The sequence below is a fragment of the Streptomyces sp. NPDC055099 genome (assembly GCF_053607685.1).
Window position 1 is genome coordinate 1 of record NZ_JBSGUA010000016.1, and the last position, 21,467, is coordinate 21,467.

Annotated in this window: 13 protein-coding genes; 7 read left to right on the forward strand and 6 right to left on the reverse strand. The window is 72.5% G+C overall.

All coding sequences use genetic code 11. The annotated features are described in order from the left end of the window. Positions 1–309: 309 nt before the first annotated feature. Positions 310–858 carry a MarR family winged helix-turn-helix transcriptional regulator gene (locus ACWFRU_RS32125; protein WP_453691628.1) on the reverse strand — a complete coding sequence of 183 codons (549 nt, stop codon included), beginning with the start codon at positions 856–858 and terminating at the stop codon, positions 310–312. Positions 859–980: 122 nt separating this feature from the next. Between ACWFRU_RS32125 and ACWFRU_RS32130 the strand changes: the two genes are divergently transcribed. Next, positions 981–2,258 carry an MFS transporter gene (locus ACWFRU_RS32130; RefSeq protein ID WP_453691629.1) on the forward strand — a complete coding sequence of 426 codons (1,278 nt, stop codon included), beginning with the start codon at positions 981–983 and terminating at the stop codon, positions 2,256–2,258. Positions 2,259–2,261: 3 nt separating this feature from the next. Here ACWFRU_RS32130 and ACWFRU_RS32135 read toward each other — a convergent pair whose 3' ends face one another. Continuing rightward, positions 2,262–3,935 (reverse strand): ATP-binding SpoIIE family protein phosphatase, encoded by a 1,674-nt coding sequence (locus ACWFRU_RS32135; RefSeq protein ID WP_453691631.1) that lies wholly within the window; start codon positions 3,933–3,935, stop codon positions 2,262–2,264. Positions 3,936–4,077: 142 nt separating this feature from the next. Next, on the reverse strand, positions 4,078–5,436 hold the full coding sequence (locus tag ACWFRU_RS32140; protein ID WP_453691632.1) for an NAD(P)/FAD-dependent oxidoreductase: 1,359 nt from the start codon (positions 5,434–5,436) through the stop codon (positions 4,078–4,080). Positions 5,437–5,810: 374 nt separating this feature from the next. Between ACWFRU_RS32140 and ACWFRU_RS32145 the strand changes: the two genes are divergently transcribed. Together ACWFRU_RS32145 and ACWFRU_RS32150 are read left to right on the forward strand one after the other, a co-directional pair. Continuing rightward, positions 5,811–6,584, forward strand: coding sequence for a TetR/AcrR family transcriptional regulator (locus ACWFRU_RS32145; RefSeq protein ID WP_453691633.1), 774 nt, complete (start codon positions 5,811–5,813; stop codon positions 6,582–6,584). Between the two features lie 249 nt (positions 6,585–6,833). After that, a complete protein-coding gene (locus ACWFRU_RS32150) occupies positions 6,834–8,732 on the forward strand; it encodes a sigma-70 family RNA polymerase sigma factor (RefSeq protein ID WP_453691635.1) in 1,899 nt (632 codons plus the stop codon). A gap of 61 nt (positions 8,733–8,793) precedes the next feature. Here ACWFRU_RS32150 and ACWFRU_RS32155 read toward each other — a convergent pair whose 3' ends face one another. Together ACWFRU_RS32155 and ACWFRU_RS32160 are read right to left on the reverse strand one after the other, a co-directional pair. Further along, positions 8,794–12,180: an AfsR/SARP family transcriptional regulator gene (locus ACWFRU_RS32155; protein ID WP_453691637.1), complete on the reverse strand. Its 3,387-nt coding sequence runs from the start codon at positions 12,178–12,180 to the stop codon at positions 8,794–8,796. A 151-nt stretch (positions 12,181–12,331) separates the two neighbouring features. Then, positions 12,332–14,431 carry an asparagine synthase-related protein gene (locus ACWFRU_RS32160; RefSeq protein WP_453691638.1) on the reverse strand — a complete coding sequence of 700 codons (2,100 nt, stop codon included), beginning with the start codon at positions 14,429–14,431 and terminating at the stop codon, positions 12,332–12,334. A 701-nt stretch (positions 14,432–15,132) separates the two neighbouring features. On the opposite strand from ACWFRU_RS32160, the gene ACWFRU_RS32165 reads away from it, so the two are divergent. The 4 genes from ACWFRU_RS32165 to ACWFRU_RS32180 all read left to right on the forward strand — a co-directional run bounded on the left by ACWFRU_RS32165 (position 15,133) and on the right by ACWFRU_RS32180 (position 20,427). Further along, positions 15,133–16,596, forward strand: coding sequence for an MFS transporter (locus ACWFRU_RS32165; RefSeq protein WP_453691640.1), 1,464 nt, complete (start codon positions 15,133–15,135; stop codon positions 16,594–16,596). Between the two features lie 143 nt (positions 16,597–16,739). Next, positions 16,740–17,942, forward strand: coding sequence for an L-2-hydroxyglutarate oxidase (lhgO, locus tag ACWFRU_RS32170; RefSeq protein WP_453691641.1), 1,203 nt, complete (start codon positions 16,740–16,742; stop codon positions 17,940–17,942). 189 nt (positions 17,943–18,131) lie between these two features. Continuing rightward, entirely contained in the window at positions 18,132–18,929 is a 798-nt protein-coding gene (trmB, locus tag ACWFRU_RS32175; RefSeq protein WP_453691642.1) for a tRNA (guanosine(46)-N7)-methyltransferase TrmB, read from the forward strand. Positions 18,930–19,053: 124 nt separating this feature from the next. Beyond that, the gene (locus tag ACWFRU_RS32180; protein ID WP_453691643.1) at positions 19,054–20,427 is read left to right on the forward strand and encodes a PrsW family intramembrane metalloprotease; all 1,374 of its coding nucleotides are present in this window, start codon (positions 19,054–19,056) and stop codon (positions 20,425–20,427) included. Here the strand turns inward: ACWFRU_RS32180 and ACWFRU_RS32185 are convergent. Continuing rightward, complete coding sequence (locus ACWFRU_RS32185) at positions 20,424–21,368, reverse strand: aldo/keto reductase (RefSeq protein WP_453691644.1); 945 nt, start codon at positions 21,366–21,368, stop codon at positions 20,424–20,426. The genes ACWFRU_RS32180 and ACWFRU_RS32185 overlap by 4 nt on opposite strands. Positions 21,369–21,467 lie beyond the last annotated feature (99 nt).

Consider the following 21,467-nt stretch of genomic DNA (forward strand, 5'->3'; position numbering starts at 1 on the left):
TTTCCCTTTCCGGCGAGTCCGACTCTACCAGATCCTTTCGGGCCTGATTCCCAGTCAGCGGGCTTTGACTTCCCGGCTGTTGGGCCGTTCCGACGTCTCAAACTCTAGCGGCTCTTCCCGGTTACTCATAATCGAGTCCTGGAATTGAATTCGGGCATGCCGAAATCGTTCCCGGGGGGATGTCGTGCAGAGTTTGTTTTGCCGCGTCTCAGCGGCGGGAGGTGCTGTCGCAGAACCGTTACGGCTCCGTGGCAACCCGAAGAACCTTACGGATCGGGCGGGTGACTGTCAAACGCCGTGGTGGGGCGCTCAGTCCAGGTCGGTGAGGCGTCCGCCCGCGTCCGGCTGGGCGTCCTCCACCCTGCGCAGGAGACGGGTCAGTACTTCACCGAGGGCGCCGCGCTCCTCCTGGGACAGGTCCTGGAGGAGGTCCTCCTCGAACACCGTCGCGAGGCGCATCGCCTCCAGCCACTTCTCGCGTCCTTCCGCGGTGAGCTCGACGATCACTCGTACGCGGTTGGACTCGTCGCGGTCCCGTGTCACCAGACCCTCCGCCACCATGCGGTCGATGCGGTGGGTCATGGCGGCCGGCGTGAGGCCCAGGCGCTTCGCGAGCTCGCCGGGTCCCATTTGGTACGGGGCACCGGAGAGGACGAGGGCCTTGAGGACCTCCCACTCGGCGTTGCTGATGCCGAGGGTCGCGGTCTGCCGTCCGTAGGCGACGCTCATCCGCCGGTTGAGGCGGCCGAGGGCCGAGACGATCTCCTCGACCTGGGGGTCGAGGTCCTGGAACTCCCGCTGGTAGGCGGCGATCTGCTCTTCGAGTGTCGGCTCACTGGGGCCGGGCGTGTCACCCATGGCCGCAGTATGGCACGCCCCTACTTGGCGTTGAAGTTCTTCGGTGTGTATTGTTTAGATCCTAACTTTAGCTTCGAAGTCTTCACGTCTAACTCCTAAGGCAGGTGAAAGTGACCAGGGCGATGGGCGCAGCGATGCGTCGTATTCAGGTAGGCAGCGCGCTGAGCGCGTTTGGTGTCGGGTTCACGGTTCCGTTCCTCTACGTCTACGTGGCGCAGGTGCGGGATCTTGGGGCCAGTACGGCGGGCATCGTGCTCGCCGCCTTTGCCATGGCCGCGCTGATCGTCCTGCCCGTCACCGGGCGCGTCATCGACCGTCGCGGCCCGCTCCCCGTACTCATGGGAGCGGCCCTGACCGCCTCGGTGGGTGCCCTCGCCCTGGGCTTCGCGAGCAGTGAGCCGGCTGCGATCGTCTCGGCGGCCCTTCTCGGCGCCGGTACCGCGGTGATGCAGCCGGCGCTCGCCACGATGATCGTCTGGTGCTCGACGCCCACCACGCGCACGCGTGCCTTCGCGATGCAGTTCTTCCTGCAGAACCTGGGGCTCGGTATCGGTGGCCTCATCGGCGGTCAGATCGTCGACGAGCACGACCCGGGCAGCTTCATCACGTTGTTCTCCATCGAGGCCGTGATGTTCCTGGTGCTCGCCGCGATCGTCGTCACCGTGCGGCTTCCGCACGCTCCGTCCATCCAGGACGCCGTGCCGAAGGACGGGTCCGCGCCGCAGAGCGGTCTGCGGGCGCTGCTGCGGCACAAGGCGATGGTGCAGCTGTGCGTGCTGGGCTTCGTGCTGTTCTTCGCCTGCTACGGGCAGTTCGAGTCGGGTCTCTCCGCGTACGGCGTGGAGGCGGCCGGGATCTCGCCGTCGACGCTCGGCATCGCGCTCGCCGCCAACACGGCCGTGATCGTCATCGCGCAGTTCGCCGTCCTGAAGTTCGTCGAGCGGCGCAAGCGGTCGCGGGTGATCGCCGCCGTCGGTCTGATCTGGGCCGTCGCGTGGATCGCGGCCGGGTACGCGGGGCTCGGGCACGGCAGCCAGGCCATGGCGACCGCCGCGTTCATCTCCACGTACGCGCTCTTCGGGCTCGGTGAGGCGATGCTGTCGCCGACCGTCGCGCCGCTGGTCGCCGACCTGGCGCCGGCCGGGATGGTCGGTCAGTACAACTCGGCGTTCGCCCTGGTGAAGCAGTTGGCGCTGGCTGTCGGTCCCGCGGTCGGCGGTCCGATGGGGGCCGCGCTGCACGGGCCGTACATCGTGACGTTCCTGCTGTTCTCGCTGGGCATCACGGTGCTGGCCGTACGGCTGGGCAAGCAGCTCACCCCGCTGCAGAACCAGCCGTACGTGGCGAAGAGCCGGGTAGTCGCGCAGAGCGCCCCCGAGCCCGTACCGGCGAACTCCTAGGTACTACGGGCGCGGCAGGGCGAATTCGCACCAGACCGCCTTGCCGCCGCCCGGTGTGCGCCGTGAGCCCCAGTTCGAGGCGATCGTGGCGACGATGGCGATGCCGCGTCCCGCCTCGTCCGCGGGCTCCGCGCGGCGGCGGCGCGGCAGGTGGTCGTCGCCGTCCGTCACCTCGATGATCAAACGGCGGTCTGTGCGGCGCAGGCGCAGGCGCATCGGGGGCGTGCCGTGCTGGAGGGAGTTGGCGACCAGTTCGCTGGCCGCGAGTACTCCCAGGTCGTGCAGTTCGGGCGGGAAGCGCCAGCTGGCGAGGACGCCGGTGGCGAAGGCACGCGCGCGTGGCGCCGCTTCCACGCCACCGAGCAGTTCCAGGGCCGCGTTGCGGAACAGCTCGGCGTTCAGGCCGGTGCGGGCCGGGTGCTGGAGGACGAGGACCGCCACGTCGTCGTCGTGGTCGGCGGTCACGCCCAGGGCGCGGATCAGCCGGTCGCACACCACCTGGGGTGTGCCGGTGGCGCCCGCGAGTGCGCGCTCCAGGGAGGCGACACCTTCGTCGATGTCCTCGCTGCGCCGCTCGACCAGGCCGTCCGTGTAGAGGACGGCGGTCGAGCCGGGGCCCAGTGGGACCGAGCCCGAGGTGTGCAGCCAGCCGCCCGTACCGAGGGGTGGGCCCGTGGGTTCCTCCGCGCGGTGGATCGTGCCGCCCTCGTCCCGTACGAGGATCGGCAGGTGCCCCGCGGAGGCGTACACGAGGCTGCCTTCGTTCGGGTCGTGCACCGCGTAGACCATGGTGGCGATCTGGCTGGCGTCGATCTCCGCGGCGAGACCGTCCAGGAGCTGGAGGACCTCGTGCGGGGGCAGGTCGAGGCGGGCGTACGCGCGCACGGCCGTGCGGAGCTGGCCCATGACGGCCGCCGCGCGGACGCCACGGCCCATGACGTCGCCGATGACCAGAGCGGTGCGGCCGCCGCCGAGGGTGATCACGTCGTACCAGTCGCCGCCGACCGCTGCCTCCGTGCCGCCCGGTTGGTACGTGGCGGCGATGCGCAGGTCGTCCGGCTGCTCCAACTCCTGGGGCAGGAGCGAGCGTTGCAGGGTGACGGCGGTCTCGCGCTGGGAGCGTTCGCTGGCCCGCAGCCGCTCGGCGGCCTCCGCGTGGTCGGTGACGTCGGCGGCGAAGACCAGGACGCCGTCGTCCTTGAGCCCCGTGTCGGAGCCGCTCACGGAGAGCGTCACCGGGGTGCAGGTGAAGGTGTACGACCGGCCGCTCGCCGCCTTGCGGGACTTGACCGTGCGCGGCTTGGAGCTGCGCAGGACCTGGTCGAGGAGCGGCAACAGGCCGAGTTCGTCCAGTTCGGGCAGCGCCTCGCGGGCGGGTTCGCCCACGGGGCGCTCGCCGAATGCTCCGGCGTACGCGCCGTTGACGTACGCGATGCGGTGGTCGGGGCCGTGCACCAGGGCGACGAGGGCCGGAATGCGGTCGAGCACCTCACGGGTCGGCAGTTCGTCGACGCCCGCGGCGGCCGGGGTGAGGACGGCGCCTTCCGGGCCTCCCTCCGCGCGGGCCGCGGGCACGGAGCTCTCTGCTCGCTGTGGCGGGGAGATCCCCAGGTCGGTGCGCGCCGCGGCGCGGCGCTGCGTTCCGGGGAGCCGGGCGCTCCAGCGCGTGAAGTTCACTGCGGTAGGCCTCGTGATGTCGCTTCTGGATCGGGCGGGGATTTCCGGCGGTCCTGGCCCGCCCATGGTCACACGAACAGTCTGGCCGACCGGACTGACATCCGTCAGACGCCGGCGTCGTGCGGGGAGTTCCTGCCTCCGGTCAGGAGGACTCCTTCGGGCTTCTGCCCCCGGCCGCGAGTTCGAATTCCGCACGCGGGTGCTCGAGCGACCCCAGGGAGACGATCTCGCGTTTGAACAGGCCGGACAGGGTCCATTCGGCGAGCACCCGGGACTTGCGGTTGACGGTGGGCACGCGGCTGAGGTGGTAGACGCGGTGCATGAACCAGGCAGGGTAGCCCTTCAACTTCCGTCCGTAGACATGTGCGACGCCTTTGTGCAGCCCCAGGGACGCGACCGAGCCCACGTACTTGTGCGTGTACTCCTTGAGGGGCTGTTCGCGCAGGGAGGCGGCGATGTTGTCGCCGAGTGTCCTGGCCTGGCGCACCGCGTGCTGGGCGTTGGGGGCGCACTCCTTGCCGGGCTCTTTCGCGGTGACATCGGGGACGGCTGCCGCGTCTCCCGCGCCCCACGCGTGCGTGGCGCCGTTCACCGTCAGCTTCGCGGTGCAGTCGAGGCGCCCGCGTTCGTTCAGCGGCAGGTCGGTCGCGGCGAGCACCGGGTGCGGTTTGACGCCCGCGGTCCACACCACCGTGCGGGTGGGGAAGCGCGATCCGTCGCTCAGGACGGCGACCCGGTCCTCGCAGGAGTCGAGGCGGGTCTCCAGGCGTACGTCGATGTTGCGGCGGCGCAGCTCACGGACCGTGTACTTGCCCATCTCCTCGCCGACCTCGGGCAGGATCCGCCCGGAGGCCTCGACGAGGATCCACTTCATGTCCTCGGCCTTGACGTTGTGGTAGTACCGCGTGGCGTAGCGGGCCATGTCCTCCAGCTCGCCAAGCGCCTCGACGCCCGCGTAACCGCCGCCCACGAAGACGAAGGTGAGGGCTGCGTCGCGGACCGCGGGGTCGCGCGTCGACGACGCGATGTCCATCTGTTCGATGACGTGGTTGCGCAGGCCGATGGCCTCTTCGACGGTCTTGAAGCCGACGCCGTGCTCGGCGAGGCCGGGCACGGGCAGGGTGCGCGAGATGGAGCCGGGGGCCAGCACGATCTCGTCGTACGTGATCTCGACGGCGCCCGCCCCCTCGTCCGCGGTGGCGAGCGTGGTGAAGGAGGCCGTGCGCTTGGCGTGGTCGACCGACTCGACCTGGCCGATGACGATGCGGCATCTGTCGAGGACGCGGCGGAGCGGGACCACGACGTGGCGCGGCGAGATGGAGCCGGCCGCGGCTTCGGGCAGGAACGGCTGATAGGTCATATAGGGATCGGGCGTCACCACCACGATCTCCGCTTCGCCCCGCTTCAGCTCCGGCTTCAGCTTCCGCTGGAGGCGCAGCGCGGTGTACATGCCGACGTATCCGCCGCCCACAACGAGAATGCGCACAGGTTCCTTCACCATCCCATGACGCACCCAGCTCTTGAGTTTGTCCACAGGCTCGACAATTTGTGTGACCGGTCATGGTGCGCGACGCGCCATCGGTGCGTCGGCGCCGCGCGGGAAAAATGCGCAGGTCAGCGTGGAGAAGAGGGGAAAGGCAAGAGGGTGCAATCGGGTCGGAATCGGTGCGTACTCCGATCGGGGGGCGGTCCGTGCGGAACCCGCCTCTTCTGAATTGACTCTGGCTCAACTATGTTCGTGTGTCGTCGGGGTGTCGGGGGATGCGCTCGTCGGGTCGGGCTACGGGGCCCGGAGCCGGGCATGCTCCTCACACTCCGGTTAGTCAATGGCGGGGAGTGTCTCCGGGGGGAGACGTCATTACCGGGGGAACGCGTATGCATATTCAGGAATCTCACTGGACTTCGAGCACGGCGTCGGCATCAGCCGTCGCCACCAGCGGGAACGGACGCGACATGGGGGACGGACCGCGTTCGACGCCGCTTCGGGTGGACGCACAGCGCAATCTCGAGCACGTGCTTCGCGCGGCGCGCGAGGTCTTCGGCGAGCTGGGTTACGGCGCGCCGATGGAGGACGTGGCCCGGCGCGCACGGGTCGGCGTCGGCACGGTCTACCGCCGCTTCCCCAGCAAGGACGTGCTGGTGCGGCGCATAGCCGAGGAGGAGACCTCCCGGCTGACCGACCAGGCGCGTTCGGCGCTCGGGCAGGAGGACGAACCGTGGTCGGCGCTCTCGCGCTTCCTGCGGACGTCCGTCGCCTCGGGCGCGGGGCGTCTCCTGCCGCCGCAGGTGCTGCGGGTGGGCGTCGCGGACGAGATCGCGGGGGTACGGGACGACGAGGCGCGCGTGCCGCAGCAGCGGCAGGCGGCTCCGGCCGGTCCCGAGCTGCGGCTCGTCGAGCAGCGCTCGGCCCCGGCCGAGGAGTCGGCGGCCGACGACCCCGGGGCGATCGCGCTCCTGGACGTCGTCGGGCGTCTCGTGGAGCGGGCACGTGCGGCGGGCGAGCTGCGCGCGGACGTGACCGTGTCGGACGTGCTCCTGGTGATAGCGACGGCGGCGCCCTCGCTGCCGGACGCGGCGCAGCAGGCGGCGGCGTCCTCGCGGCTGCTCGACATCCTGCTGGAAGGGCTGCGCTCACGCCCCACGGCCTGACGCGGCACGGCAGCACGACAGTACGGCGCCACTGCACCACAGGGTCTGCACAAGTTCGTCACGTGGGAGGCTCAACTGCCGGTCTGCACAAGGCGGTTGAGCCTTCCCCGAATGAGTGAACGGTAGTGCTCGATTACGGGAAGTCGCCCCGGAAGGGTGGTTGACCGTCATCGCCGTCCGTCGTAGCGGAACGTTGTGGCACTCTTTCCCGGATGGCCGGGTCTGAGTGTGCAAGCGGGGGCTTCCGCGATGAGTGGTGACGGGCGGGACGAGTCGTCCTCCGCCTTGGACGGGGAAGCCGCAGGGCTGCATCCCCGACAGGTGCCGAACCAAGGCGGGCCCGCGGCCGCCGGGGGCCCCGGTGGCCCGGGCGACACCGATCCGAGCGTTCCACCGCAGCGCGAAGGCCTCCGGGGCGAAGGTCCACCGGCCGACAGCGACCTGATCACCCGGATGCGGGCGGGCGACGACACCGCGTACGAGGAGCTGTACCGAAGGCACGCCGAAGCCGTCCGCCGGTACGCCCGCACCTGCTGCCGTGACGCGCACACCGCCGACGACCTCACGGCCGAGGTCTTCGCGCGGATGCTGCAGGCGGTCCGCGGCGGCAGCGGCCCCGAGCACGCGGTGCGCGCCTATCTGCTCACCACGGTGCGCCGTGTCGCCGCCGGGTGGACGAAGTCCGCGAAACGGGAGCAACTGGTCGAGGACTTCGCGGTGTTCGCCGCGCAGGCCCAGCGCAGCTCCGAGGTGTCCGACGACGACACCCTGGACCTGGGCGCGGACGTGCGCGCGATGCACGAGGCCGAGCAGTCCATGGCCATGCAGGCCTTCCGCAGCCTTCCGGAACGCTGGCAGGCCGTGCTGTGGCACACGGAGGTCGAGGACGAGTCCCCGAGCGACGTCGCCACGCTCTTCGGGCTCGACGCCAACGGCACCCGGGTGCTCGCCAAGCGGGCCCGCGAAGGCCTGAAGGAGGCGTATCTCCAGGCCCATGTGAGCACCACGCTCACCGCCGACGAGGAGTGCGCCCGGTATGCCGACCGGCTCGGCGCCTACGCGCGCGGCAGTCTGCGCACCCGGGCCGAGCGCGGCCTGCGCAAGCACTTGGAGGAGTGCGCCAAGTGCCGCCTGGCCGCGGGGCAGATCAAGGAAGTCGCCAGCGGAATTCCCGGGGTCGTGCCGATCGCGGTCATCGGCTGGTTCGGTGCCGCCGGGTACGCGAAGGTGGCCGCCCTCGTCGGTGGTGGCGCCGCGGGTGCCGCGGGCGCCGGTGCGGCGGGCGCGGCAGCGGCGGGCGGAGGCGCGTCCGGTGGCGCGGCGGGCGGTGGTGCCGCGGCCGAGGGGCTCGGCGCGCCCGCGAAGGCCGGTATCGCCGCGGGTGTGGTCGTCGCGGCGGCGGCCGTGGCGCTGGCCCTCACCGCGGGCGGGGACAAGCCCAAGGACCTGCCGAGCGCCGACAAGCCGCAGGCCGTCGAACCCGTCGCGCCGAGCGAGCCGCCGCCCCCGAAACCGAAGCCGAGGCCCGAGCAGCCGGTCGCCGAGGCGAAGCCGAAGCCGAAGCCTCCGGCGAAGTCCGCTCCCGAGCCGAAGCCGGCCCCGACGCCCACCGAGAAGCCCGAGCCCCCGGCTCCGGAGCCGAAACCGAAGCCGACGCCGACCCCCACGCCGTCGGAGCCGAAGCCCGAGCCGCCGCCTCCGCCGCCGCCCGCCCCCGCGGTCTACCAGTGGAGCGAGCTGCGGTACGGCATCGTCGGCGACGGCACCAAGCCCGAGATGCGGCTCGGCGAGAGCAGCTGGGTCTGGCAGCGCTCGGGCATGTCCATCGCCGACAAGCAGTACGGCCACGGCGTGACCGTCCACGGCCAGTCCTCCGTCACCATCGACCTGAACCGCACCTGCTCCTCGTACGAGGCGGTCGTCGGCGTCGACGACATGACGATGGGCCTCGGCAAGGTGCGGTTCTCGGTGTTCGGCGACGGCACACGGCTGTGGCAGTCACCGCTGATCAAGGGTGGGGACCCGGCGGTGCCGGTGCAGGTGAACCTGACCGGCCGCAAGACGATCCGCCTGGTCGTCGAGCCGCACTCGCCGTTCTACTCGGCGGCGCTCGCGGACTGGGCACAGTCGCGCTTCCGCTGTACGTAGACGGCGGACGGCGCTGTACGTGGACCGCGGGCCGCGCTGTACGTAGCCGCCTGCGGGTGGCTCAGGCCGGTGCCGAGCGGGTCAGTTCCGCGAGCGCCTGATCCGCGGTGAGCCGCGTGCCCGCGGCGGACTCCGCCTCGTACCGCTCGGGGCCGATCGCCGAAAGGGCCGCTGCCCTGGTCTCGTCGGCCTCGGCCCGCTCCGGCATCGGGCGCGGGTGGCCGCCCCGCAGCCGGGTGCCGAACGCGAGCAGGCGGGCCGCGCGCGGGTGATCGCCGAGCCTGCTGACCAGCGTGGCGCCGCCGTCCACCAGGCCGGCGACGACCGCCTCCGCGCAGCGGTGGTCGAGGGCCGCCCGCAGGCCCTCCGCGAGCACCGGCAACGCCTGCTCCGGGCCGGACTCGGCGGCCACGATCCTGGCTTCCACGCCCTTCAAAGCCGCGTTGAACTGCGGCGGCGGTGTGCCACGCGCCGCCTCGTCGCGGGACGCCTCGAACCGGGCGCGGGCCTGGGGCACGTCACCGTCGTCCAGCGCCATGAGCGCCTGGAGGAGACGCATGAAGGCCCGGGAATCCGCCACCCCGTAGCGGTCGGCCTCGATCCCCGCCTCGTGCAGGATCTTCACCGCCACCGCGCGATCGCCCTCGCGGTACGCGATCTCGGCGAGCCGGACGAGCAGGAAGGGCGTCTCGGCGTAGGCCCCCACCTCGTAGGCGAGCCGCAGCGCTTCGTCGTACTCGACGCGCGCCTCGTCGTGCAGGCTGCGCACCATCGCGGCCTCGCCCGCCGCACTGGACACCTGGGCACGCATCCAGCGGTCGCCCGTGCGCCCTGCCAGCTCGCGCAGCTCGACGAGGTCCTCGTCCACTCCGAAGAGATTGCCGGGGGCGTCGACGGCCAGGTGCGTACGGAACATCAGGCTGACGCCGATCTCCCAGTCGCCGCCGTATCTGCGGCAGTTGGCGACCACGGAGTCCATGGCGGGCCGCGCGGCATCGGCGCCGTCGAGGAAGAAGGTGGTGAAGGGCCAGATGAGGCCGGGGAAGCGGGCCGCCGCGGGCACCGCCCGCGCGAAGGCGTCCCGCACCTGCGCGACGTACGCGCGATAGCTCTCCTCGGCCATCGCGTCCGACGGGCTGGAGTCCACCTCCAGGAAGATGTGCAGCAGGCGCAGACTCATCCAGGACCAGTGACGGGGCTCGTCCTGCGGCCCGCCCTGCGGCCCGTTCACCCTGCCGTCCCGCGTGCCGTCCGCACCGCCGTCAGGTCTTTCGGACGGCAGTGGCGGTGCGAGGTCCAGGAGGCGGGTCACCCAGTCCATGGCCTCCCTGCGGTAGTTGCGCAGCCACCAGAACCAGCCGATGCCCAGGACGATCGCCAGGGCGTCGTCCTCGTCGCGTGACTCGATGGTGCGCTGCAGGGCCGCGCGCAGATTGTCCAGCTCCGTCTCCAGGCGCTGGATCCACGGGAGTTGCTCGGCCGAACGGAGCAGCGGCTCCGCCTGTTCGACCAGCGCACGGAAGTACGCGGTGTGCCGACGGGCCGCGGCCGTGCGGAGTTCCGGCCGCTCGGCGGCCCGCTCGGTCGCGTACTCGTGGATGGTCTCCAGCATGCGATACCGCATGTCGCCCTTGGCCGTGGGCTCGGCGATGAGCAGCGACTTGTCCACCAGGGCGCCGATGAGGTCGGCGGCGGGCCCGGTGCAGACCGCCTCGGCCGCCGCGAGGTCCCAGCCGCCCGCGAAGACGGACACCTCGCGCAGGACCGTCCGCTCGGACTCCTCGAGGAGGTCCCAGGACCAGTCGACGACGGCCCGCAGGGTCTGCTGGCGCGGCAGGACCGTGCGGCTGCCGCTGGTGAGGAGACGGAAGCGGTCGTCGAGCCGGTCGGCGATCTGCCGTGGGGTGAGCAGGCGCAGACGGGCCGCGGCCAGCTCGATGGCCAGCGGCAGGCCGTCGAGGCGGCGGCAGATCTCGGCGACGGCCTCGGTGTCCTTCTCCGGGGCGAAGTCGGGGCGCACGGCCATGGCGCGCTCGGTGAAGAGGCGGTACGCCGGGTCGGGCGGCAGGGGCTCGACCGGGCGGACGAACTCGCCGGGCACGCCCAGGGGTTCACGGCTGGTGGCGACGACGGTGAGGTCCGGGCAGTGCGTGAGGAGGGTCTGGGCGAGGTCGGCGGCGGCGCCGATGACGTGCTCGCAGTTGTCAAGGAGCAGGAGCAGGCTGCGCGGGGCGCAGTACTCGATGAGCAGGGCGGTCGGGTCGCCCTGCGGCAGCGCGGAGAGCTCGCTGGTCATCAGCACGGTCTCGCGCAGACCGAGCGCGCTGACGACGGCGCCGGGCACCGCCTCCGGATGGTCGAGCGGGGCGAGCTCGGCCAGCCATGCCCGCGGATGCCCGGCGGCGGCTTCCTCGGCGAGGCGGGTCTTGCCGGAGCCGCCCGGTCCGGTGAGGGTGACCAGGCGTGCTCGTCGCATGTCAGAACGGATGGCGGCGAGTTCGGGTTCCCGGCCGACGAAAGAGGTCAGACGGGGTCGGAGGTTGCCTTGTCGCCGGGGGCGGTCGGGGCGCTCGGGGTGTTCGGGGTGCTCGGGGTGCTCGGGGTGCTCGGGGTGCTCGGGGTGCTCGGGGTGCTCCTGACGGTCCGGGTTCCGCAGACCGGCAGCGCTCTTCGGGCCTTCCGCGCTCCCCGGACGCCCGCCAGGAGCCGCACCGTCCGCCACACCCCCCGCCGGTTCGAGCAACTCCGCGTGCAGAGCCCGCAGTTCCGGGCCCGGGTCGGCCCCGAGGGCGTCGGCGAGCGTGCGGCGCGCGTTCTCGTACGCGGCCAGGGCGTCGGCGCCCCGGCCCGCGGCGCGCAGGGCGCGGATGAGGAGGGCGTGCAGCGTCTCGTCGTACGGCTGGGCGGCGGTGAGCTCCCTCAGCTCCGGTACGACGTCGGAGGCGTGCCCCAGGAGAAGCCGCGCCTCTATGCGTGCGCGGGTCGCTTCGGCGAGCAGCGCTTCGGGGCGGGTGGCCGCGCTGCGGTCGGGCAGGTCGGCGAGGGCGGGGCCGCGCCACAGGGTGAGCGCCTGGCCGAGGAGGTCGGCGGCTGACGCCGGGTCGTGCCGGCCGAGGGCCGCGCGTCCCTCGCTCACGAGGCGTTCGAAGCGGTGCAGGTCGACGTCTTCGGGGGCGGCGGTGAGGCGGTAGCCGCCGGGGTCCGATGCGATGGCGGTCCTGCCCAGCGCGCGGCGGAGGCGGCCGACGAGTGCCTGGAGGGCGGCGGGGGCGTCCGTGGGGGGCTCGTCCTCGGCCCATACCTCGGCGATGAGGGCTTCTACGGGGACCGTGCGGTCGGTGCGCAGGGCGAGGACGGCGAGGAGGGCGCGCAGCCTTCGGCCGCCCACGGGCAGGGGCGCTCCTTGTTCGTCGTACGCCTCGGTGGCGCCCAGGATTCTGTACCGCACGGGGTCATTCTCGCCGGTCGCGCGGGTTGAGGCGCGAGGGTTTTCCCTCCCTTGGCGAGCCGCTCCCTGTGCCGTCTCTACGGTCCGGTGCCGGAAGCTCCGGCCGGTCCGATGGCGGATGCTCCGGCCGGTCCGGTGCCGGATGCCCCGGCTAGCGCCCCGCCCCCAAGGCCCCTCGCTGCGGCACGACGCTCCCCGTGGGGACGGCCCGCTGCCGCGCGGGTGTACCCGTCCAGCACGTGCCCCTGCGGGACAGCAGGCGGCGCAGCCACAGCTCCGTGGAGACCAGGTCCGCCAGGCCGTCCAGCGGCAGGGGTTCTCCCTCTGCCGCCGCGCGCAGTGCCTTGCGGACGACTCGGGCCTCCACCAGGCCCGCCTGGGCGAGCAGAGGCGTGTCGAAGAGGACGAGGAGGTCGTCCACCGCCACCCGCAGGCCCGTCCGCGCCGCCGCCGTGGACGACGCGTGGGATGGGGCGCCCCAGCCGGGCGGCAGGTCGGCGACCCCGGCGCCTTCGAGGACCGTGCGCAGGATCGCCGCCCGCGCCCCCGGCTGGACGCGCAGGGCCACCGGGAGCGCGCGGCAGGCCCGGACCACCTGGTTGTCCAGGAAGGGCGCGTGCAGGCGCTGGAAGCGGACCTCGGCGGCCTGTTCGAGGACGCGCAGGTCGGCGGCGTGCCGGGCGAGCGCCGCGCGGGCCCGGAACTCCCCGGGCCGCTGGCCGGGTCCGGCGCCGGGGCGTCCGGTCGTGTCCTGGAGGCGAACCGATACTTCAGCGAGGGCCTCGCCCGTCAGCCACCGCGCGGCGGGCCCTGGTCTCGCCCACGCGAGCGCGGCGAGGGACGCCCCCACCGCCCCGCCCGGCTCGTCGAACCGGCGCTGAAGGAGACGCTCGGCGAGCGAGTCGACGCCCGCGCGGTAGGACATCCGGGCGAGCTTGCGCGCGGCGCCGTACACGCGCGCGGGGACCATCACGGAGCCCGGCGAACCGTCCGCCTTCGCCAACGCCGCCACGGGGCGCACCAGATGGCGCCGCCTGCGGTCCATCAGGAGGTCGGCGAGGCGGGCCGGATGCGCGTCGAGCACCTGCCGTGCGCCGTACCCCGTGAAGTGGTCCGCGCTGCCCGAGGAGAGCCGCGCGCGGTGGCGCTGTGCCGTGACGAGGGTGGCGCTCGGCTCGTCCGTCAGAGGGCCGTCCAAGTCCGCGTACGGAAGGGCCTCTTCGCCCGCGGCCACCACCACGTGGTGCAGGCGCGGGTTGGCCGCGATGGCGCCCGCCCGCTCCAGTTCGGCCTCGCGGCCGGTGATCGCGAGGTCGTTGAAGGTGACCGCGAGGAGCCGCTCCCCCGCGCCCGTGCCATGCCCGAGGACCGTGCCGGGCATCCCCGGGAGCCCCGCGGCGAGCAGGGCAAGCGTGCCGGAAGCGGGCCCTCCGGAGAGGTCGGCGCCGATGCCGGGCACCGGCATCCCACGCGCCGCGCGCCGCTCGGCGGGGCCCATGCCGGGCACCGGGCCGGGGTCGACCTCCGAGGCTCCGGGGACGTGCCGCGGGGCGCCGAGGCGAGCGCGCACCGCCTCCACGAGCGCGTCACGGACGCCGTCCACCGCGGCGGTCGCGTCGGCAGCAGGCGCTGCGACGGCGAGGGACGCCACGTGTTCGTACCCGGCGATCTCCCGGCTGCCGGCGCGCAGGATCAGGGCGTGCCCCGGTGGCACACGGCGCACGCCCTGGTAGGGCGTCGAGTCGTGCAGTGCTTCCGGCACGTCGGGCGCCGCGAGAAGCGCCGCGAGGTGCCCGATGTCCAGGTGGGCCTCGATGAGGTCGGCCAGCGGCAGCGCGGCCGTCGCGAAGGCCGTGCCCTCGGCCCAGGGGGTGTAGAAGACGGGGCGCGCGCCCGCGAGGTCGCCGGCGATCATGACGCGCCTGCCGACCTGCACGACCGCGGTGTAGCTCCCCGACCACGCGGTCAGGTGCCGCAGGGCGCCGCCGCGGGCGGCGAAGAGGCCGACCCGCAGTTCCTCGTCGCTCGCCCCGCAGGTGCCGAGGACCGCGATGCGGGTCTGTTCGTCCGCCTGCACCGTGCGCACCTCGTCGGCGCGCCAGTCACCCACCGCCCACAGCGGATCCGGGTCACCCCACAGGAGTTGGGAGCCCACGGGGTGAAGGGTCTCGCCGTTCTCACCGGTGGCCCCGGCCGAGCCCACCACCGCAGGCTTCACGGCAGTGCTGCTCCACCCCACCAACCACCGCATCGTTGCCTCCACAGGCTGTGGACAACCAGTGCATCGAAGAACTGGGGTCCCATGCTGCCACGAAGAAGGCGCGCGGGAGCGGCTACGGGGTTGCTCACGCTCCCGTTGATCTGCCGCGAGGGAGCGGTACTTGAAAGGCGCGACCACGGCGCATTCTTTGCGCTGGGGCGCACGACCCCGGCGTCCGAAGAGGCGATTTTCGGCCAAATCAGGGGATGGCACGCGCGCGGCGGAACCGTAATCGGCAACACACAGTCCGGGAGGCGGCGTTCGCCCCCCGGACCGGTCCGCCGCCCGCGGGGATGGAGGCGGCGGCGTCCCCCAGCCCACTGACTCCAGCGCAGCGGGCCGACCCACGCACCGACAATGGAAGCGCTCCCCTTATGGCCGGTGAAGAGCGCACACGCAGGCGCACGGCCACACACCCGGAGCACACCCCGGCACTCCCCCGCTCCCCTACCGGCAACAATCTCGCCATACGGAACTGCGCCTCTTAACGCTTGGGATTCGGCGAACTACGCTGTGTGTGCTGATGTTTTCGCGGAGGCATATACCTGGGGGCTCGGCCAAATGCTCTTGCGGCCGAGGTTCCGGGCCACGGCGGTCGTAGTCGCGGACGCCGCTGCCCCTGGGGGAACGCAGCACGAATGCCGTCGCGGTCAAGCCACCGCACGGCAGCCGTCTGTGTCGAGGGGTGGCGCATGTCCAGGGAGCAACGCGGGCCGAACGAAAAACTCGGCACCGTTCTCGCCCTCGCGGGAATCAGCAATGCGGGACTCGCGCGCAGGGTCAACGACCTCGGCGCCCAACGCGGGTTGACGCTTCGATACGACAAGACGTCGGTGGCCCGGTGGGTGTCCAAGGGCATGGTGCCGCAGGGCGCCGCGCCGCACCTCATCGCCGCGGCCATCGGGCAGAAGCTCGGCCGCCCCGTCCCGCTGCACGAGATCGGGCTCGCGGACGCCGATCCGGCGCCCGAGGTGGGCCTGGCCTTCCCGCGTGACGTGGGCGCCGCCGTGAAGTCGGCGACCGAGCTCTACCGACTCGACCTGGCGGGCAGGCGCGCGGGCAGCGGCGGCATCTGGCAGTCGCTCGCCGGCTCCTTCGCGGTGAGCGCGTACGCGACACCGGCATCCCGCTGGCTGATAACCCCGGCCGACAGCTCGGTAGCCCGCGACGTCGCCCTGGACGAGCCCCGCGAAGTGGGCCTCACCGATGACGGCGGCGGCACGAACAGCGGGCATCCGATGAAGGTCGGCCACAGTGACGTGGTGAAACTGCGCGAGGCCGCCGAGGACGCCCGGCGCTGGGACTCCAAGTACGGCGGCGGGGACTGGCGTTCGTCGATGGTCCCGGAATGCCTGCGCGTCGAGGCGGCGCCCCTGCTGCTCGGCTCGTACTCGGACGAGGTGGGCCGCTCGCTCTTCGGGGCGTCGGCCGAGCTGACCCGGCTCGCCGGGTGGATGGCCTTCGACACCGGCCAGCAGGAGGCCGCCCAGCGCTACTACATCCAGGCCCTGCGCCTGGCCCGCGCGGCGGCCGACGTCCCCTTAGGGGGGTACGTCCTGGCCTCCATGTCCCTCCAGGCGACCTACCGCGGCTTCGGCGACGAGGGCGTCGACCTCGCGCAGGCGGCCCTGGAGCGCAACCGCGGTCTGGCCACCGCACGCACGATGAGCTTCTTCCGCCTCGTCGAGGCACGCGCACACGCGCGCGCCAACGACGCGCAGGCGGCGGGCGCCGCCCTCCGCGCCGCCGAGGGATGGCTGGAGCGGGCCCGGGACGGCGACAACGACCCGTCATGGCTCGGTTTCTACGGATACGACCGCTTCGCCGCGGACGCCGCCGAGTGCTACCGCGATCTGAAGGCGCCCCGCCAGGTGCGCCGCTTCACGGAGCAGGCACTCTCGCGGCCGACGGAGGAGTTCGTGCGCTCGCACGGCCTGCGGCTCGTGGTGTCGGCGGTCGCCGAGCTGGAGTCGGGGAACCTCGACGCGGCCTGCGAGCAGGGCACACGCGCCCTGGAGGTCGCCGGGCGCATCTCGTCCGCGCGGACCACGGAGTACGTCAAGGACCTCCTGCACCGCCTGGAGCCGTACGGGGACGAGCCGCGGGTGGTGGAGCTGCGGGAGCGCGCCAGGCCGCTGCTCGTGGCCCCCGCGTAGTCCGCCGTGCCCGTGCACCCCCGGAATCCGCGCGCCGCCCAAACGGCAACAGCATTTACGCACCCTGTAACCCCGCGGACCTCGCCGGGTTTGAGGGCGTTGTCAGTGGCGCAGTGCACTATCGGGGTGGGAGGTGATGCGGGATGGCCCGGGCCGTGGCGTACGACTGCGATGTGCTGGTGATCGGCGGCGGGATCGTCGGTCTGTCGACGGCGTATGCCCTCACGCGTGCCGCGCCGGGGACGCGCGTCACCGTCCTGGAGAAGGAACCCGGCCCCGCCAGGCACCAGACGGGCCGCAACAGCGGGGTGATCCACAGCGGGATCTACTACCGCCCCGGCTCCCTGAAGGCGCGGTACGCGGTGCGGGGCGCCGCCGAGATGGTCAAGTTCTGCGCGGAGTACGGCATCGCGCACGAGGTCACCGGCAAGCTCATCGTCGCCACGGAGCGCTCCGAGCTGCCCCGCCTGCACGCCCTCGTCCAGCGCGGCCGGGAGAACGGCATTCCGGTGCGGGAGCTGGGCCCCGCCCAGATCTCGGAGTACGAACCGGAGGTGCGGGGCCTCGCCGCGATCCAGGTCGGCACCACGGGGATCTGTGACTACGGCTCGGTGGCGGAACACCTCGCGGACGCCTCCGGGGCGGATGTGCGGTACGGCGCGGAGGTCGTCCGCATCGACCGCCGCGCGTCGCTCGGAGTGGCCGTCCGCACGGCCGACGGCTCGGTGGTGCGGGGAAAGGTCCTGGTCAACTGCGCGGGACTGCAGTGCGACCAGGTGGCGATGCTGGCCGGCGACGACCCCGGGATGCGGATCGTTCCCTTCCGCGGAGAGTACTTCGACCTGGCGCGGCCCGATCTCGTGCGGGGCCTGGTGTATCCGGTGCCGGACCCGGCCTTCCCCTTCCTGGGGGTGCATCTGACGCGGGGCATCGGAGGCGGGGTCCACGTGGGGCCCAACGCGGTGCCGGCGCTGGCCCGCGAGGGGTACGGATGGGGTGTGGTGCGGCCACGGGAGCTGGCGGGGACGCTGAGCTGGCCGGGGTCCTGGCGCCTTGCCGGGCGGCACTGGCGGTACGGGGCCGGGGAGCTTCGGCGCTCCCTCTCCAAGGAGGCGTTCACCACCGCCGTGCGGAGGCTGCTGCCCGCGGTGTCGTCGGATGATCTTGTGCCGGTGGCGGCGGGGGTGCGGGCGCAGGCCGTCTTGCGTGACGGGACGCTGGTGGACGACTTCCTCATCCGGGAGGGTGCGCGTGCCGTGCACGTCCTGAACGCGCCCTCACCTGCGGCGACGGCTTCGCTCCCTATCGGGCGGGCTGTGGCCCGGCGGGTGCTGGCGATTCTGTAGGGCGGTCCCTGCGGGGCTCTCCCCAATCCCACCCCTTCCCGAAACCGGGGCTCCGCCCCAAACCCCGTACAAGACGGCCTCAAACGCCGGCCGGGCTGAATCTTTCAGCCCCTCCGGCGTTTGAGGAGGGCCCTCGCGCCGAGCGAGTTTTCGGGAAGGGGCGGGGTTGGGGATTAAAATCCCCCCACTGTGCCTGAGTCGAACGCCACCCCCGAGCGCCCCCAAGCCCCCCGCCCGAAGGGCGAACCCCGCTTCCCGGACGGGCCCTCGCCCGACCCCGCAGGGTCACACTTCGAGCGCCGCATCCGCAGCTTCCAGCCCCGCAGGAGCCGCGTCACCACCGGCCAGGCGGACGCCCTCCAGCGGCTGTGGCCCAAATGGGGCCTGGACATCGACGGGCAGCGCGTCCTCGACCTCGCCGAGCTCTTCGGCGGCGGCGACGAGCGTCCCGTCGTACTGGAGATCGGCTTCGGCATGGGCGAGGCCACCGCCCAGATGGCCGCCGACGACCCGGACACCTGCATCCTCGCCGTCGACGTACACACCCCGGGACAGGGAAACCTCCTCGGCCTCGCCGAGCGGAACGGCCTGGACAACGTCCGCGTCGCGAACGGCGACGCCGTCATCCTGCTCCGCGAGATGCTCCCGCCCGCCTCCCTCGACGGCCTGCGCGTCTACTTCCCCGACCCCTGGCCCAAGGCCCGCCACCACAAGCGCCGCATCATCCAGCCCGACTTCCTTGACCTCGCCGCGCCCCGCCTCAAGCCCGGCGCCGTGCTGCACTGCGCTACCGACTGGGAGCCGTACGCCGAGCAGATGCTGGAAGTGCTCACCGCGCACCCCGCATTCGAGAACACCGAGCCCGACGGCGGGTACGCGCCCCGCCCCGCCTTCCGCCCCCTCACCCGGTTCGAGGGCCAGGGCCTGGACAAGGGACACGTCGTGCACGACCTGCTGTTCCGCAGGACGGGCGCCCAGGCGGACTGAGGCGGATCTGGACGGGCCGAGGCGGGCTGAGACTCCGGCCACGCGGACCGAGGCACCGTCGCGGCCCACCCCCGTCCCTCGTTAGGGTCAACGGGTGGCCACCCGTTCAGCGCACCCTCACCCGATGCCCCCCGCCGGGCCCGCCGGGCTGCGGCACCCGCGCTGGTGGCAGCGGCGGGCGATACGCGCGGCCGCCCTGGTCACACTGCTCGCCCTGTCGGGCCTGGTGATCCTGGCCCTGGTCAGGGAGCAGACCGGCACCCAGGGCTTCCTGGTCGGACTCGGTCTCGCGACGCTGCCCGTGCCGCTCCTGGTGGCCGCCTTCCGCTGGCTGCAACGGGTCCAGCCGGGCCCCTGGCGGAATCTGATCTTCGCCTTCGCCTGGGGAGCCTGCGCCGCCGCCCTCATAGCCATCGTCGCGAACAGCTTCGCGACCCGCTGGATAGCCACCGCCACGGCCGACCCCACCAGCGCGGACACCCTCGGCGCGACGGTCATAGCCCCGATCGTCGAGGAGAGCGCGAAAGCCGCGGCCGTCCTGCTCGTCTTCCTCTTCCGCAGACGCGAGTTCACCGGCATCATCGACGGCATCGTGATCGCCGGGGTGACCGCCACCGGCTTCGCGTTCACCGAGAACATCCTCTACCTCGGCAACGCCTTCGGCACCGACCAGCTCAACGGCGAGACCGGCATCTCGTCCCTGACGGCGGCGACCTTCTTCGTGCGCGTCGTGATGTCGCCCTTCGCGCACCCGCTGTTCACCGTCCTCACCGGCATCGGCTTCGGCATCGCCGCGCTCGGCACCGACCGGCAGAACTGGCGGCGCGTGCTGCTCCCGCTCGCGGGACTGCTCCTCGCGATGGGCCTGCACGCCCTGTGGAACGGCTCGGCCAGCTTCGGGGACTACGGCTTCTTCGCCGTGTACGCCACGTGCATGCTGCCCGCCTTCGGCCTGCTCACCTGGCTCGCGATCTGGACCAGGCAGCGCGCCCTGCGCATCGTGCGCGCGGAACTGCCCGCGTACGCGATCGCGGGCTGGCTCACCGCTCCCGAGCCGTACGCACTCGGCACGATGCGCGCCCGCACCCTCGCCCGCGACTACGCCTCGTACACCCAGGGCAAGGCAGCAGCCCGCGCGGTCGCCCAGTACGAGACGTACGCGACGTCCCTCGCGCTCCTGCGCCACCGGGGACGCCGGGGCAAGGCGGGCGCCGACTTCGTCGTCAGGGAGCGGGAGTTGCTGCACGCGCTGTGGGAGCGCCGCGAGGCCGCGCGCCCCGCCCTCGCCTACGCGGCACGCGCGACGGCCCCCGTGCTCGTACCGCTGCCGCCGCCGTACGGATACCGGCAGCCGCACCCACAGTCGTACGCGCACCCCTACGCGCCACAGCAGCCCTATGCGCCGCAGCAGCCCTACGCGCAGCCCCCGCACCCCTACGGATATCCGTACGCCCAGCCCGCGATGCCCTACCCCGCGTACAACCCCTACCAGGGTTAGGCCGAAGCCGCCGTCAGCGTCGACACCTCGGCGTCCGTCAGTTCGAGCTCGCCCACCGCGAGCAGCGCGGGCAGTTGGTCGACCGTACGGGCCGACGCGATCGGGGCCGCCACCGTCGGCTGGGCCGCGAGCCACGCGAGGGCGACCGTCGCGAGCTCGGCGCCGCGGGCCTCGGCGACCTCGTCGAGCGCGGCGAGCACCCGTCGGCCGCGCTCGGTCTCCAGGTGCTTGCCCGCGCCCTGCGCCCGCGCGCTGTCGACCCGCGCACCCGGGCGGTACTTGCCGGTCAGGAAGCCGGAGGCGAGCGCGTAGTACGGGACGGCGGCCAGGCCCGAGCGGGAGGCGACCTGCTCCAGCGGGCCCTCGTACGTGTCGCGCGAGACGAGGTTGTAGTGCGGCTGGAGGACCGAGTAGCGCGCGAGGCCCTCGCGGTCGGAGAAGTCGAGGAACTCCTGGAGCCGCTCGGGGGTCACGTTGGACGCGGCGACGGCGCGCACCTTGCCGGACGTCACCAGGTCGTCGAGCGCGCCGATGACCTCCTCGACCGAGACGGTCGGGTCGTCGTAGTGCGTGTAGTAGAGGTCGATGTAATCGGTGCGCAGACGGCGCAGCGACTCCTCGGCACCGGCCTTGATGGTGTTCGCGGACAGGCCCTTGAAGTCGGGGTGGGCGCCGACCTTGGTGGCGAGCACGACGTCGGAGCGGTTGCCGCGCGCGGCGAGCCAGTTGCCGATGACGGTCTCGGACTCGCCGCCCTTGTTGCCCGGTGCCCAGGCCGAGTAGACGTCGGCGGTGTCGATGAAGTTGCCGCCGGCGGCGGTGTAGGCGTCGAGCACGTCGAAGGACTGCGCCTGGTCGGCCGTCCAGCCGAAGACGTTGCCGCCCAGCGCGAGCGGGAAGACCTCGAGGTCGGACGAGCCAAGCTTGCGGAGAGAAGTCATGAGGGGATCAACGCCCTTGCGGACTTCGGCATTCCGTACAACGGGATCCGGATTCCATCGGATGGGACACGCACGCCGAACCGGCAGCCCTGGCGTCGG

What these genes read in the sequence shown, in the direction of transcription:
- ACWFRU_RS32145 (WP_453691633.1), top strand. Translation starts at nt 5,811, where the DNA reads ATGCATATTCAGGAATCTCACTGGACTTCGAGCACGGCGTCGGCATCA.
- ACWFRU_RS32160 (WP_453691638.1), bottom strand. Translation starts at nt 14,431, where the DNA reads ATGCGGTGGTTGGTGGGGTGGAGCAGCACTGCCGTGAAGCCTGCGGTG.
- ACWFRU_RS32125 (WP_453691628.1), bottom strand. Translation starts at nt 858, where the DNA reads ATGGGTGACACGCCCGGCCCCAGTGAGCCGACACTCGAAGAGCAGATC.
- ACWFRU_RS32180 (WP_453691643.1), top strand. Translation starts at nt 19,054, where the DNA reads ATGCCCCCCGCCGGGCCCGCCGGGCTGCGGCACCCGCGCTGGTGGCAG.
- ACWFRU_RS32150 (WP_453691635.1), top strand. Translation starts at nt 6,834, where the DNA reads ATGAGTGGTGACGGGCGGGACGAGTCGTCCTCCGCCTTGGACGGGGAA.
- ACWFRU_RS32140 (WP_453691632.1), bottom strand. Translation starts at nt 5,436, where the DNA reads ATGGTGAAGGAACCTGTGCGCATTCTCGTTGTGGGCGGCGGATACGTC.
- ACWFRU_RS32130 (WP_453691629.1), top strand. Translation starts at nt 981, where the DNA reads ATGGGCGCAGCGATGCGTCGTATTCAGGTAGGCAGCGCGCTGAGCGCG.
- ACWFRU_RS32185 (WP_453691644.1), bottom strand. Translation starts at nt 21,368, where the DNA reads ATGACTTCTCTCCGCAAGCTTGGCTCGTCCGACCTCGAGGTCTTCCCG.
- lhgO (WP_453691641.1), top strand. Translation starts at nt 16,740, where the DNA reads ATGGCCCGGGCCGTGGCGTACGACTGCGATGTGCTGGTGATCGGCGGC.
- ACWFRU_RS32165 (WP_453691640.1), top strand. Translation starts at nt 15,133, where the DNA reads ATGTCCAGGGAGCAACGCGGGCCGAACGAAAAACTCGGCACCGTTCTC.